The sequence below is a fragment of the Vibrio jasicida 090810c genome, assembly GCF_002887615.1.
GTDB lineage: Bacteria > Pseudomonadota > Gammaproteobacteria > Enterobacterales > Vibrionaceae > Vibrio > Vibrio jasicida.
The window spans coordinates 2,037,770-2,052,981 of record NZ_CP025793.1; the positions used below are offsets into that span (position 1 = coordinate 2,037,770).

The 15,212-nt window shown below is 44.6% G+C and carries 11 protein-coding genes; 5 read left to right on the top strand and 6 right to left on the bottom strand.

Annotation, left to right across the window (positions count from 1 at the left end):
- Positions 1-35: 35 nt before the first annotated feature.
- Positions 36-1,667, top strand: coding sequence for an ABC transporter ATP-binding protein (locus C1S73_RS26525; protein WP_038868454.1), 1,632 nt, complete (start codon positions 36-38; stop codon positions 1,665-1,667).
- Between the two features lie 221 nt (positions 1,668-1,888).
- Here C1S73_RS26525 and C1S73_RS26530 read toward each other — a convergent pair whose 3' ends face one another.
- The gene (locus tag C1S73_RS26530) at positions 1,889-3,928 is read right to left on the bottom strand and encodes a prolyl oligopeptidase family serine peptidase (RefSeq protein ID WP_038868453.1); all 2,040 of its coding nucleotides are present in this window, start codon (positions 3,926-3,928) and stop codon (positions 1,889-1,891) included.
- A gap of 137 nt (positions 3,929-4,065) precedes the next feature.
- Entirely contained in the window at positions 4,066-4,965 is a 900-nt protein-coding gene (locus tag C1S73_RS26535; RefSeq protein ID WP_038868452.1) for a LysR family transcriptional regulator, read from the bottom strand.
- Positions 4,966-5,121: 156 nt separating this feature from the next.
- Between C1S73_RS26535 and C1S73_RS26540 the strand changes: the two genes are divergently transcribed.
- Entirely contained in the window at positions 5,122-6,813 is a 1,692-nt protein-coding gene (locus C1S73_RS26540) for an L-lactate permease (protein WP_038868450.1), read from the top strand.
- A gap of 290 nt (positions 6,814-7,103) precedes the next feature.
- The gene (lldD, locus tag C1S73_RS26545; RefSeq protein WP_038868449.1) at positions 7,104-8,243 is read left to right on the top strand and encodes an FMN-dependent L-lactate dehydrogenase LldD; all 1,140 of its coding nucleotides are present in this window, start codon (positions 7,104-7,106) and stop codon (positions 8,241-8,243) included.
- A 74-nt stretch (positions 8,244-8,317) separates the two neighbouring features.
- Here lldD and C1S73_RS26550 read toward each other — a convergent pair whose 3' ends face one another.
- Entirely contained in the window at positions 8,318-9,373 is a 1,056-nt protein-coding gene (locus tag C1S73_RS26550) for a glycosyltransferase family 9 protein (protein ID WP_038868448.1), read from the bottom strand.
- 91 nt (positions 9,374-9,464) lie between these two features.
- Positions 9,465-9,812 carry a helix-turn-helix domain-containing protein gene (locus tag C1S73_RS26555; protein WP_005439037.1) on the bottom strand — a complete coding sequence of 116 codons (348 nt, stop codon included), beginning with the start codon at positions 9,810-9,812 and terminating at the stop codon, positions 9,465-9,467.
- A 351-nt stretch (positions 9,813-10,163) separates the two neighbouring features.
- On the opposite strand from C1S73_RS26555, the gene C1S73_RS26560 reads away from it, so the two are divergent.
- The gene (locus tag C1S73_RS26560; protein WP_038868446.1) at positions 10,164-11,261 is read left to right on the top strand and encodes a mechanosensitive ion channel family protein; all 1,098 of its coding nucleotides are present in this window, start codon (positions 10,164-10,166) and stop codon (positions 11,259-11,261) included.
- A gap of 72 nt (positions 11,262-11,333) precedes the next feature.
- On the opposite strand, the gene C1S73_RS26565 is transcribed toward C1S73_RS26560, so the two are convergent.
- The gene (locus C1S73_RS26565; RefSeq protein WP_038868445.1) at positions 11,334-12,053 is read right to left on the bottom strand and encodes a carbonic anhydrase; all 720 of its coding nucleotides are present in this window, start codon (positions 12,051-12,053) and stop codon (positions 11,334-11,336) included.
- Between the two features lie 575 nt (positions 12,054-12,628).
- Between C1S73_RS26565 and C1S73_RS26570 the strand changes: the two genes are divergently transcribed.
- Complete coding sequence (locus C1S73_RS26570) at positions 12,629-13,609, top strand: hypothetical protein (protein ID WP_038868444.1); 981 nt, start codon at positions 12,629-12,631, stop codon at positions 13,607-13,609.
- Positions 13,610-14,062: 453 nt separating this feature from the next.
- On the opposite strand, the gene csm6 is transcribed toward C1S73_RS26570, so the two are convergent.
- Positions 14,063-15,181 (bottom strand): CRISPR-associated ring nuclease Csm6, encoded by a 1,119-nt coding sequence (csm6, locus tag C1S73_RS26575; RefSeq protein ID WP_038868443.1) that lies wholly within the window; start codon positions 15,179-15,181, stop codon positions 14,063-14,065.
- Between the last annotated feature and the right edge of the window lie 31 nt (positions 15,182-15,212).

Consider the following 15,212-nt stretch of genomic DNA (forward strand, 5'->3'; position numbering starts at 1 on the left):
GCAATACATAACAACTCGATACACAAGGAAACGTGATGTCCGCACAAACCATTCTTTCGGTGAAAAACCTGTCTGTCAGCTTTACGACAAACGATGGTATCGTCGATGCAGTAAAGAATGTGAGCTTCGACTTACAAGCAGGAGAAACACTGTCTATCGTTGGTGAATCAGGCTCAGGCAAATCTGTCTCAACCAATGCGTTGATGAGGTTGCTGCCAGATAATGCCATTTTGCATAATGGCGCTTCTATCGTCTTTGAAGGCGAATCAATCCTAGAGAAAACCGAACGCCAAATGCAAAGCATCCGTGGCGATCGCATTGGTATGATTTTCCAAGAACCAATGACGTCTCTAAACCCATACATGCGCGTCGGTATTCAAGTGGCGGAAGCCATTATGTGTCATCGTCCAGTGAGTAAGAAACAAGCGAAAGACAAGGTGCTTGAGTTGTTTGACTTGGTGCATTTGCCAAATCCTCAACAAGCTTACACTAAGTATCCGCACGAATTCTCTGGTGGTCAGTTGCAACGCATCATGATTGCCATGGCTTTAATCAACGAGCCAGACATTCTGATTGCCGATGAGCCAACCACGGCGCTAGACGTTACCGTTCAGGCAGAAGTGCTTTATCTGATCAAAGAGATCCAAGCCAAGATGGGCATGGCGATTTTGTTCATCACTCACGACTTAGGCGTAGTGAAACACTTTGCTGACCGAGTATTGGTGATGTGTAAAGGTGAAGTGGTCGAAAAAGGCATCACAGAAGCACTCTTCTCTGAACCACAGCATGATTACACCAAGATGCTGATTAACTCGATTCCTAAAGGCAGCAAAGACCCGATTGAAGAAAACGCCGCTGAACTTCTTAAAGCCGATGATATCCGAGTTAAATTCCTTGTTAAGCCGCACTTCATCGCCAGCAAGAACGAGTATTTTGAGGCAGTTAAAGGCATCTCATTAGAGTTAAAACAAGGCGAAACGCTTGGTATTGTTGGTGAATCTGGTTCCGGTAAATCAACACTAGGACGAGCTTTGATTGGTTTGTTGCCATCAAGTGGCAAGATTCAATTCAAAGGTCAGGATCTTTCCCTACTTACTGCCAAACAGCGTTTTGAGTTAAAGAAAGATGTACAGATGGTGTTCCAAGACCCTTACGGTTCGCTTTCTCCTCGCATGACGGTCGGTGATATCATCACTGAAGGTCTCACAGTGCATCAACCTCAAATGGGCAAAGCAGAACGAATGCAAAAAGCACGTGATGTTCTGCGAGAGGTGCGCTTAGATCCAGCATCTATTAACCGCTACCCGCATGAGTTTTCTGGTGGTCAGCGTCAACGTATCGCGATTGCACGTGCGTTAATTCTTGAGCCTTCTTTCATTTTGCTTGATGAGCCAACCTCTGCTCTCGACCGTTCTGTTCAGTTGACCGTCATTGATCTTCTGAAAGATCTGCAGAAGAAACACAACATCGGCTTCTTGTTTATTAGCCACGATCTCTCTGTAGTCAAAGCACTGTCGGACCGTGTTTTGGTGATGCAAAAGGGTGAAGTCATGGAGCAAGGAACGGCAGAAGAAATTTTCCACAACCCGCAAAGTGATTACACAAGAAAACTGATTGATGCCTCATTTGATCTTGAAAACAATGAAAATCAAGATGATGCAGCCTAGATTCATCACAATTTCATATTCATAAACTAGGATTAAAGTATGGCGAATTTTTCGCCATAACTACGAAAAATGGTATAGCTGCCATTCGGTTTGGCCGCCGAGACTGGTTGGTTCAAAGTTAGGCTTAGTCACCCTAGCAATCACATTGAGTTCCCCCAACCATGAAAAATGCCGCGATGGATGTCGCGGCATTTTTTATTATGTTGAGTCTGCGCTTGGTATTAAATATCGAGCGTTTCGATACCCATGTTATGTAATGCAAACGCGTAAACATCGGTAGTCAGGTCGATTTGTTTGCTCAGCGGCATCCCCGCGCCATGGCCCGCATTCACATCGATACGAATCAGCACCGGATTGTCTCCCTGATGCTTATCTTGCAACTCAGAGATAAATTTGTATGAGTGAGCGGGAACGACTCGGTCATCATGATCCGCGGTCGTTACGAGCGTTGCTGGGTATGCCACGCCCTCTTTCACATTATGCACAGGCGAATAGTCTAGGATGTATTTAAACATCGCTTCACTTTGCTCAGAGGTACCAAAATCATACTTCCAACCTTCACCAGAGGTAAAGGTGTGGTAGCGAAGCATGTCTAATACGCCAACCGCAGGTATCGCCACTTTAAACAGCTCTGGACGCTGAGTCATACACGCACCAACCAACAAGCCGCCATTCGAACCACCACGAATAGCAAGGCGCTCTGAGCTCGTATAGTCGTGCTCAATCAAGTATTCCGCCGCAGCAATAAAGTCATCAAACACGTTTTGCTTTTGTTGCTGAGTACCCGCATTGTGCCAAGCTTTACCATATTCGCCGCCGCCACGCATATTTGCCACCGCGTAAATACCACCAAGTTCTAACCAGTTCGCGACATTACCTGAGAACATCGGCGTCAAACTGATATTGAAACCACCATAGCCATACAGCATGGTTGGCGCTGTACCATCTAGCTTTGTGCCTTTCTTATACGAGATAATCATCGGCACTTTCGTCCCGTCTTTCGAGGTGTAGAACACTTGCTGAGACTCGTATTCTTTACGATCGAACGAGGCTTTCGATTCTTGGTAGAGTGCAGATTCACCGCTTTCTACATCAAAAGAGAAAATGGTTGGAGGGATCACGTAGTTAGTAAAGGTGTAGTAAAGCGTCTTATCTTCTGCTTTGCCCTGTAAGCCATATACGGTGCCTTGATCAGGCAGAGTAACCTCACGCACTAACTCGCCTTGGTAAGTAAACTGCTGAACCTTAGAGAGAACATCAACCATGTAAGTCGCAAACAAGTAGCCACCACCTTTGCTGATATCCAGTGGTTGTTCCTGCTCGGCAATGATCTCTGTCCATTGCTGGGTTTGAGTGTTGTAGCCAACCACTTTGCCGTTAGGCGCATCTAGGTTGGTATAGAAGATTAAGGTGTCATCTTGGTTATCAATCAGATGTGTATCACCATCGGTTGTATCTCGAAGCGTGATTACGTCTTGCTCTTCTGAAGCGAGATCCACATAAAATAGCCTGTTACCCGACGTAGATTCCGCACCTGTGATAATCAAGAAACAATCGTCTTTGGTTGTCACTCCTGATACATAGCGGTGCTTTTGTGAGTCCGATGCCCCAAATACAACTTTATCTTCTGTCTGCGGCGTGCCTAACGCATGGTAGTAAAGCTTGTGCTGCTCAGTACGAGCCGAAAGCTCACTACCCTTTGGTTTGTCATAGCTCGCATAGTAAAAGCCCTTGTTACCAAGCCAAGAAATTGTCGTGAACTTAGCGTCGACAATTTCAGGCTCAAGCTGTTCTTTCGTTTCCACATCAATGACGAAGATCTTGCGCCAATCACTGCCACCCTCAGAAATGGAATACGCGACAAGAGAATCATCTTTAGAGAACTTCACTTCACCAAGTGATGTTGTTCCTTCTTCTGAAAAGGTATTCGGGTCTAGGAAGATTTCCGCTTCTTCATCCCCCTTTTGGCGGTATAAAACGCTCTGGTTCTGCAAGCCATCGTTTTTGTAGAAGTAAGTGTATTCACCATGAACAAAAGGTTGAGAGTACTTTTCGTAATTCTGACTGCTCGCAACTAAATCGCGAATTTGTTGGCGAAAAGGAATCTGACCTAGGTAATCAAAGGTCACTGAGTTTTGTCCTGAAACCCACTCTGCGGTTTCTTGGCTAAGGTCATCCTCTAACCAGCGATATGGGTCTGCAATATCGTGACCAAAATAAGTGTCGACGACAGAATCTTTACGAGTTTTTGGGTAATGCATAACGTCCGTGTTACTCCGTTTGAAGTTAAGTGTTTTGTTTTATTATTTTGTTGAGATTTATTCTCAATACCTACCTTAGGGCTCAGGTATAGAATTTCAACCAATAGATTGAAACATTTCTTGTATTTATGAACTAATTAAAAGTAATGCGAAATAGTGAGGTATCGCTCTCGAATGTGCTCAATCAAGAGTTTTACTTTGTTCGGAGGTTGACGAGTAAATGGATAAACTGCGTAGATACCCAGCTTTTTACCGACTAATTCAGGGAAAATATCCACCAGCTCACCACTGCGAATGTCGTGATAAACCAAGCAACGTGGTACGTAGGCGATACCATGCCCACCTAGGGCAGCTTTTCTTAGTGCAGTAGCGTTATCCGTAGAAAAGCTACCCGACACTTTGACGATGTAGTCCCCTTGTTTACCTTTGAACTGCCAATCGGTAGCACCGGTAGTTTGATAGGCGTATTGCAAACAGTTGTGTGCGGTTAGGTCGATAGGCTCAATCGGTTTGCCATTCTTCGCGATGTAAGAGGGCGAGGCACAAACCACCCATTGTGAGTCCAAAATATGTCGCGCAATCAGGCTAGAATCTTCGAGATAACCAGTGCGAATCACTAAGTCATATCCACACTCCACCAAATCCACAAAACGATTATCCAATGACATGTCGACCGTTAAGCCTGGGTGCATATTACAAAACTCAGCGACCGCGTCCGCTAAAATCAAATCACCCGAGATAGTCGGTACCGACATTTTGATATGGCCACTAACATTCTCACCAAAGCCTGAAACTGCATCCATAGCCTCTTGAGTGGCTTGCTTCACATTTTTAGCACTGTGTAACAAAACCTTTCCCGCTTCGGTCAGGGTCAATTTACGTGTTGTTCGATATAATAGCTGAGCACCAATTTCTTCTTCTAGCCGAGCAATCCTCTTACTAACTACTGAATTTGTAAGGTTATTTTCTTCCGCCACCTTACTAAAGCTACCCATTTCTATCACCTGAGAGAACAGGATTAGGTCATCTGCACGCATCGATTATGTCACTTTTGGAATAAATTAATTTCATTATTTCCCTATATCTATAAAAAATAAAGGGGTAAATTCACGCCAAATTAACAAAACCATTACAACAAAAATCATCTCTACAGCATAAAGCCGTTCGAGAAGTCAGCGTACGAGGATGTACCAATGAGTGAAACCCTACTTGCCCTTGTGGCGTTTTCGCCAATTGTTGTCGCCGCCATATTATTGGTTGGTCTCAACTGGCCTGCGAAAAAAGCCATGCCCGTTGCGTTCGGAATAACCGTCGCTATCGCCCTAATGTTTTGGGATATGTCAGCTACTCGCGTACTGGCGTCTGTCTTCCAAGGATTAGGTATTACTGTCTCTGTTCTATGGATCGTGTTTGGTGCCATCTTCTTACTCAACACTTTAAAACACACCGGCGCGATCACCACTATCCGTAACGGATTCACCGATATTTCAGCCGATCGTCGCGTACAAGCCATCATTATTGCTTGGTGTTTTGGCTCCTTTATTGAAGGCGCATCAGGCTTCGGTACACCTGCTGCTATCGCCGCTCCTCTATTGGTAGCCATTGGCTTCCCCGCACTTGCAGCAGTACTGATGGGCATGATGATCCAATCTACGCCAGTATCCTTCGGTGCGGTTGGCACACCAATCATTGTCGGCGTGAACAAAGGCTTAGATACGCACAATATCGGTGAAGCACTGGTTGCTCATGGCTCAACATGGGACGCGTACCTACAGCAAATCACAGCAAGTGTGGCAATGATTCACGCAACGGTTGGCACTATGATTCCAGTGCTAATGGCGATGATGCTGACGCGCTTCTTCGGTAAGAATAAGAGCTGGAGCGAAGGTCTAGACATCCTACCTTTCGCGCTGTTCGCAGGTGTTGCCTTTACCGTGCCTTACGCACTAACAGGCGTATTCCTAGGTGCTGAGTTTCCGTCATTAATCGGTGGTCTAGTTGGTCTGGCTATTGTAGTTACTGCAGCGAAGAAAGGTTTCCTCGTTCCAAAAACCAAATGGGACTTCGAAAGCGAAGATAAGTGGCCAGCAGAATGGCTAGGTTCTCTAAAGATCAATCTTGATGACAACCCAGGTAAACCAATGAGCCTAACCAAGGCTTGGGCACCTTACGTGATGCTAGCAGTTATCCTAGTAGCAAGCCGCGTAAGCCCTGAATTCAAAGGTCTGCTTAAAAGTGTAAGCCTATCGTTTGGTAATATTCTTGGCGAAACAGGTATCAGCACGGCAATTCAACCTTTATACCTTCCGGGTGGCATCTTAGTCTTCGTTGCGTTACTTGCGGTCCTTCTGCAAGGTGGCGGCGCTAAGTCACTAGGCAAAGCGTTTGGCGAATCAAGCAAGACACTAGTCGGTGCAGGTTTCGTTCTCGTGTTCACCATCCCTATGGTTCGTATCTTTATTAACTCAGGTGTCAACGGCGCCGAGCTAGCAAGTATGCCTGTAACCACGGCAAACTTTGCAGCAGACCTCGTTGGCTCAGCATTCCCGGCGTTGAGTGCTACTGTTGGTGCCCTTGGTGCATTCATCGCCGGATCTAATACCGTGTCGAACATGATGTTCAGCCAGTTCCAGTTCGAAGTAGCGCAGACACTGACTATCTCAAGTGCCATTGTGGTTGCTCTTCAAGCGGTTGGCGCTGCTGCCGGTAACATGATTGCCATCCACAACGTTGTGGCAGCCTCTGCAACGGTTGGCCTGCTAGGACGAGAAGGTGCAACGCTGCGTAAGACTGTTATCCCAACGTTCTACTACTTGGTGGTCACAGGCATCATCGGTCTGATTCTGATTTACGGATTCCAACTTACAGACGCCTTAATGAAGTAACACTTACGCAGGGTCTCCCCCGCCCTGCACTTTCTCTGGCACAGCGGTCAGCACTACTACCCCGACACTTTTGGTGTGGCTTGCTGCATCAATCCCCCGACCGATGTGCCAGTCTTTTTCAGTGCAGATAATTGATTGTTCCGTGTATGGAATGTCTCACAGCTCAATCACTTATCTATACTCTATTCTGATGTCGACTGCCGAAAGGATGGCAGCCAGTGAAACACTGACAGAGCAGGTGCTCATTGACTCAGGACGCAATCTTAGAATAACAGCCAGGACACACGAATATGATTATCTCTGCTTCTACAGATTATCGCGCTGCCGCGAAAGCCAAGCTGCCTCCATTCCTTTTTCATTACATTGATGGCGGTTCATACGATGAGCGCACGCTAAAGCGCAACACTGATGACCTAGGTGACGTTGCATTGCGTCAACGTGTTCTGCGCGATATGAGCGATCTAAGCCTAGAAACGGAAATCTTCGGCGAGAAGTTGGCAATGCCAATCGCGCTAGCGCCTGTTGGTCTGACCGGCATGTACGCGCGACGTGGTGAGGTTCAAGCAGCAAAAGCGGCAGAAAAGAAAGGTATTCCTTTTACCATGTCGACCGTATCCGTTTGTCCAATTGAAGAGGTGGCACCTGCGATTGAACGTCCAATGTGGTTCCAATTGTATGTTCTAAAAGACCGTGGCTTTATGAAGAACGTACTTGAGCGCGCGAAAGCCGCTGGTGTAACAACGCTGGTCTTCACCGTGGATATGCCCGTGCCGGGGGCTCGTTACCGTGACATGCACTCTGGTATGAGTGGCCCTAATGCCGCGATACGCCGAGTATTCCAAGCCATGCGTCACCCAAGTTGGGCGTTGGATGTCGGTGTATTAGGTAAACCTCACGACTTAGGCAATATCTCTACTTACCGTGGTGAGCCAACCAAGTTGGAAGACTACATTGGCTGGCTAGGCGCAAACTTCGATCCTTCTATCTCTTGGAAAGACCTAGAGTGGATTCGAGACTTTTGGGATGGCCCGATGGTCATCAAAGGTATTTTGGATGAAGAAGATGCAAAAGACGCAGTTCGCTTCGGAGCAGACGGTATCGTTGTCTCGAATCACGGCGGTCGCCAGCTTGATGGTGTCCTTTCAACAGCAAAAGCGCTGCCAAGCATTGCTGATGCCGTAAAAGGCGACCTAAAGATTTTCGTCGATTCAGGTATTCGTACCGGTTTGGATGTAGTGCGTATGCTAGCACTCGGTGCAGACTGTACGCTTCTGGGTCGTTCTTTTGTTTACGCTCTCGCAGCCCAAGGCGGTGCCGGCGTTGAGAACTTGCTCGACCTTTACGACAAGGAAATGCGCGTAGCAATGACGCTTACAGGAGCGAAAACCATCTCTGACCTGTCGCGTGATTCTTTGGTGAAGATTCCTTAGGCAAATCGCCCTAAACCATGTTCATACAAAAAGTGACAGCACAATTGGCTGTCACTTTTTCATTTCATCCGGCGTTACGCCATTCTTAACACAGGCTCGAACTCGGCTTGTTCCTCCGAAAGAAACAATCGAATCGCATGGCATTTCTCACCCATTAACCCAAATCGTTGTGGGCACGTTTCCGTATAAAAACCAAAGCAAGTTGCACCTGCGGCATCCGCTAAATGCAATGGTCCAGTATCACAACAAAGAAAGCCATCAAGATAGCGCAACGTCGCACCCAATTGACGCAGATCTTTGCACGCCAAAGTTCGGGAGCCTTTTAATAGCGGTTGCTGAATATCCGGGCTTAGCACTTCCACCCAATTAACGCTCTGTCCTTGCTTGCGTTCAAATTCAGCCAGAATGGTTAACCAAGCATGATCACTGAGTTTTTTCTTGCCTCGCGCACCACGGAAGAAAGCAAATATTGGCTTGCCTTCTTCGCGTAATTTACGTGCTTGCTGAATACCAGAGGAAAGCTCTTTTGAATCAAACACAATATGATGATCTAAGGTGTTATCAAGTTCATGTCCCATCGCTTCAAGGATAGAAAGTGGCTTGTAGGCACCGTGACGAAAAGGCGAATCGGCGACCGAGGAGTGAGTAAATACTTGCTCTGTTTTAACTTTCTTAAAAGCGATCTTGTTCTTCGCCGGAATCAAAGCGGAAAGAAAAGTGTCACACGCGCCCGCCGTTGGTGCGAACAACAAGTCATATTTCTCTCGTTTTAACAGACGGATGGTCGCAAGTGCTTTATCTGGCGATTTGAATGACAAGTTGGAGTAATGAATCTGATTGATGCCAAGATTCTTGAAGACTTCACCTTGCCAAGGCGAATTCAACAATAGATCAACTGTCGCATTTGGGTATAAGCGCAGAACCTGATGAACAAACGGAAGCAGGAAGTACATATTTCCGATACGACTGTTGTTTCTCACGATCAAAATACGTTTCACCTGATCGTGGGGCATTGGGTCGTGAACAGTGAGAGAGTCGTCATTCAACCAACCTGCAAGTTTAGGCTCAAGTTGGTGCGTCAAACGACGACGTTGTTTATCGAAATTACGGAGAAAAGTCTTCACAGCCATTCCTTTCATTCAAAGGGACATCATGGCTGCTAGTTTTATCAGTAGAGATGTGAATAAATTGTCTACGACAAAAAATACACGGATGGATCGGTTAGTTCACCGTGTGTTCGTATTCGATCACAACTTGGTTGCCTTCAATGAAGACATTACGGATTTCACCATCTACGGTGATACGGTTTTGTAGGTACACGGAGCCCGAAGAAGAAATATCGCGTTTGCTCATAGATGGAATCACTTGACCAGGACGAACGTGCAATTGTTCGCAAAGTTGCTTCACGAAGCCAAGTGTTAGCGGAGCATTCCCACGTAACAAAGCAGAGAACTCATGCAAGCTTAAACCTAGGCGCTTTGCCATCTCCATTTGGGTGAGGTGCATTTTTGCTTTTTGCGACATCCAAATGTCGTAGAGCGCATTTCTATCTAGCTCTGTGAATTCCATGGTCTATCTCCGTATGTCAAAGTGACACTAAAGTCTCATATTTGAGCTTGATAAATGTTAGCGATGAGTCAAAGAACCTACAATTGATGGTTCGAATGATAGCGGTTCTCTTTCAAACTTCGAGTTTCATCACACCCGAATAAAAGGAATAACACATTAATCACATTTAGCATTAGGATTCATACCCTTGTAATTATATATAAGTCATTAATGCAACTCTAAACAGCGAACGGACTTCTCCCTCTTTCTTATCGACGAAAACACATCATGCAACATGCATCATTTGTTCTAGGGCGAACATGTAAACTCTGCTACCTTTCACTCATTGTTATATAAAAAGAAAATTCAACTATGCCGCAGTGGTTTACCGAACTTCAAAATTACGTCATGGCCAACCACCAAGACTGGAGCAGCAGTGTATTATTCATTACTGTTGCCAGTTTTTTCGCTTGGATCGCTTGGCGCGTTTTATATTCTCGCCTAGCAATCCTGTTTGAGAAAACCCCATTTCATTGGGACGATTTATTACTGGAAGCACTTAAGACGCCAATCAGTACGTTAATATGGTGCTGGCCAGCAACCGTCTCGCTTGGCATTGTGCTACAAAGTGAGTTAGGAAATGAATTCAACTGGTTAAGTACGCTGAAACTTATTCTGGTTATTAGTATTCTCGTTTGGATTGTGATGCGTCTTATCACCAATGTAGAAGACTACGTTCTTGAACAGAAAACGCGTGACGAGACAACCGTACAAGCCGTGGCTAAAGTCGCTCGCCTGTTCTTTATCATCATCGGTGTATTGACCGTTATGCAGGCGTTCGGTCTTAGCCTATCGGGTTTACTGACTTTCGGTGGTGTCGGCGGTTTGATTGTCGGTTTGGCAGCCAAAGATCTCCTATCAAACTTCTTTGGCGGTTTGATGATTTACTTCGACCGTCCATTTAAGGTTGGGGATTGGATCCGCTCTCCCGACCGTCAAATAGAAGGAACGGTAGAACGTATCGGCTGGCGTATGACCAGCATTCGCACTTTTGATAAGCGCCCGTTATACGTACCAAACTCTGTATTCAGTAACATTGTGGTAGAAAACCCATCACGCATGCTAAACCGTCGAATCTTCGAGACGATTGGCTTACGTTACGACGATGCCGCTAAAGTACCCGCAATCATTGATGCGGTTCGCGATATGCTCAAAAACCACAAAGACATCGATACGCGCCAAACGTTGATCGTAAACTTTGATGCGTTTGATCCATCTTCACTCAATTTTTTCATCTATACCTTCACCAAAACAGTGAACTGGGTTCGCTACCATGAAGTGAAGCAAGATGTTCTCCTGCAAGTCATGACGATAATTAAAGAGCACGAAGCAGATATTGCGTTCCCAACACAAACACTCAAGCTCGACCCAATTCAAATGGCCAAAGCACAAGAAGACCACCACTTATAAAGTCAAAGTCTAAAAATCACAAAAGCCCGCTCTTTTAAAAGCGGGCTTTTTTCTAGTTGGTCATATTAACCGTTATTGTTGCGCGAGGATCGTACGTGCATTCAACGGTTGAATTGGACGGTTGTTTTGCCCCATCGCTTTCGCAAACTCTTTCACCTGTTCTGGGGAGATGGTTTGTGTCTCTTTGATCACCAACCAACGCACACCTTCAGAACACGGTGGCGTGGTTAGAGAACCATTGAAGCGGTAGTAGTCTTTATCACTTGGGATTAGGGCATCAGCATCAAATGGGACTTGGATGGCTACATCCTGATCTTTAGTTGGGATGTTAGCGAGCAGCTTAGCGAGATCTGGGTTCGCGTCACCCAGTTTAAAGAACACCGCCACAACAGCCAGATGGCCTGCTTTATCGGCATGCACAAAGTGTGCTTCTAGTGGGTATTCTTTACCATCTACATGGTTTTCAGATGGCGTATGGAAGTGGAATTGTTTTAACGTAAACTCTTTACCATCAATAGTGAGCGTGTTTTTGCCTTCTAAACTGGTCTGTAAAGTGTGGCCGTTATTCAGCAGTGAAATCGCCTTACCTTCGTAATCAAAATCCAGTTTTTCTAGCTTGGCTTCAGTCGCTGATTCAATATTAATCGGACTTTGGTTTTGACCTTTCGCACATTCAGAAGCGAACTCCCCCCAATTTGCAGGGCCGTGCTCACCCTCATACCCCCAGTTTGCCGCGTTTGCTGAGCCTGCAAATACCAATGCTAAACCAAGTGCTGTCAGTGACTTTCTCATTTTCATTTCCTTTTTTTTGATTATTGATTAATGAACCGTTTTTATATACCTACGTTCATCGCATGCAGTATTAGCAAAGGAATGACAGAATTGGATTAGCTAGCACGGTGCAATCTATGTTTACCTGCTAATTTTGGAAATGATCTCTACATTTTATGTAATTGATAAGTCGACGATTAGAGAGCGTAAAGGTACGGCTACGTACAAAAATATCACAGCAGAAGATCACCCTAACCTACGTTTAGAGTACGTAAGAATATAAAATTACAACAGCGATTAAACCATTAAAACACCACTAGATATATAAATAACAAGATTATATTCATGTGCTATTTCTTTTATTATCTTAATATCTCCATTGAGATATAAATAATTAAAATAAATCAAAAGAGACACATAAAATATTATTATTAGTGCTTTAACCTATCAAAAACAAACCTGATCACATAGTAAAACTTAAAATACAATTTCATTTTGAGCGTTTTATTAGTAAATATCACCTTTTATACAGTCACCTACTGATATATCGACAATCATTGGTATTCTCTTATTTATTTCTTATTGGAATGCCTACCATGCGATATCAATCAGCACCTGTTAATACTGAAGAAACGCAAGAAACAACAATAGAAAGAGCTGCGCGACAGCAGCAAGAACGCAGAGCTGAATTAACTTATTCATCAAGCGACTATAAGCGCTGGAATGATAATCGAGATAAAGTAGTCGCGGACCGTAAAGTAGAAGAGCAGAACAACCATATTCACGTAGGCGAAGAACGTGAGTTTCCCGATGCAATTCTGTCACCGATGCCGACATCAAGAAAGGAAATGATCGATGCGACCGGAACACGAGTACTGCCGTCAGACTTGCTAGGCTCTAGCTTTAATAACCAATGCGTCAGCGCAGAGATCGTTGCTCACCAGATGACATCTCTCAGCCCAGCGACAAAGAAAGAAGTAGAAGAAAGTGGTGAGCTTGTTTTCAGTGGCATGCAATATAAACACGCACATGGAACAGTAGGCACTATCGAAGTCATTGATACCTTCGCAGGGCAACAGCCCGACAAAAAAACATCACAGATGGCCTACTGGGTCGCGCAAGGCAAGTATCTCGATATACCTAAACACCCTGACCCTCATCGCGATCATTTGTATGTTTTCACACCAAACTTCAGCGGCTGCTCTTTTGTTGTTGATGATTGGAGTGATGATCTAATTAGGGTTTATCACGTGGAAGGCAGCAAAGAAGATAAGCAATACAATGACTTGAAGGACCATCGCTACGGTTTAATCAATTATATGAGTTTTCGCGACTACGGTTTCTACCAAAAAGGGAACACCACCATCAAGAGTGTGAATGGCTTTGCGTTTATGCGCTACAACATTCAAGCTCGTCATTGGGAAATCCATTATCAAAAGCAAGAGCATGCACCTGCACTTGGGCGGCCAACGACTTCGGCTAAAACATTATTCTCCTCAGAAAAGCACACTGTAAAAGTCATGGTTTCGAAGGAATCTCGTGTGGTTGAAACGGGAACCATCGCGATAAACCGCTAAGGCTGAATTAATAGAAAATAAGCAGTAGCGAGTTTCAAACCAACTCGATAAAACAAAAACGCCCCAAGGTTAACTTGGGGCGTTTTTATTAATTTGATATCAAGAGGTTTTAGGTTGCTTTATCGCGACCTTATTCCCAATCAAGAATAACCTTGCCTGAGATGCCGCTGCGCATAATTACTAAACTTTAACCTATGAGAAAAAACCTCATCCAGCCTATTCATACGAAAAACTGAGCTAGGGATGTAAGCACAATCTTCGACTGTTAACTTACGGTACCTTTAATCTATATCCCAAACTTCTTTATGCCTAGGGCAATCTAAGGATGCAGGGCAACCTAGACAATTGGTGGATACATGCTCAACGCATTCTTTGATGATGCGTCCAATCTCTTCTTTTGAAGTTACTGTCTCTAAAATAGGTTCAAACAATGCTGTCTACCTTAACTACTGTTTAATCGACAAAAGTAACTTGTAAGTTCTCTTTCACGTGATATGTGCTGCCACCTTTTGCACCATCCGAATAGACTTTGATCTGTTCAAAAACTTCTTCAGGTAAAGCAGCAAACAGTTTTTTATGAAGGCCACTTAAGTTAGTTTGAATAAAACTTGTTGATATAGGTTTCAATCTATCCAATTCTCTAGTTGACCATGCAATATAGTCTTCTAGCCCGAACGTCGTATAAACACGAACGTCCCCACCAAGACTATCGAAAATCTCTAAATAGCGGATTGAATGTGACGTGCTTTTTATAAAGGCACTACCAACTTTCATCTTTCTATTTGGTTGTTCTAATATAAAAACATACATTGCCAACAACTTCGCACTCAGCTTTATATCAACCCCGAGAACATGAATTGAGCGAGACTTCATTGATACCTTAAGGTCTATCGCTTGAGTAGCTGCATTCATCCGTGCAACCGTCTTGGAGAAACTTGACTCCTTAACAACAGGTATCAAGTTTTTCTCCAGTTGCTTTCTCATGCGAACAAAAGGTATCTCAGCTAGAGTCACATTCGCAACTTTCGCGTTGAGCATAACACCTTCTTGCTTACCGACAATAAACTCGTCTGATGGGGTTGGATAATAAAAGTCTGGAACAAACTCAAATTCATCATCAACAAAAACATGACTCAAGACATCCTGCTCTCGCCCATATAGGGACATCGCGTAGCCCATATAAAAAGCCATCGTCTTACGACCACCAGCTATGGACGCATGAATAGCAACATGCGGGTCATCTGTTAACTCTGCAATCTTACGGGTAATAAAGTCCGCCATTACAGATTGGTCACTTTCACCTTTTGCATCCTCTAAAGCATGACCTTGGTCATCAGAGATGACCCAAATATGATCCGAGCTAAACTCGATGGTTGGCAAGTGATAATCTTTGATCAGCTTGTGCCAATGACCTTGTATAAATAACCCTTGCTCAAGCGTTTCCTTTGAACTTCTAGTAGTAATGACATATACCTCTGAAGGTATAGGTTTACCTTGTTTATGAAGAGCAAATACCGTCTCAGTTAAGACTTGAGGGCTTGCTCCAGTCACCGCAATCAGAATATTTTTCACAACGACCTCTTAGCTTCGACCCAAATATTAA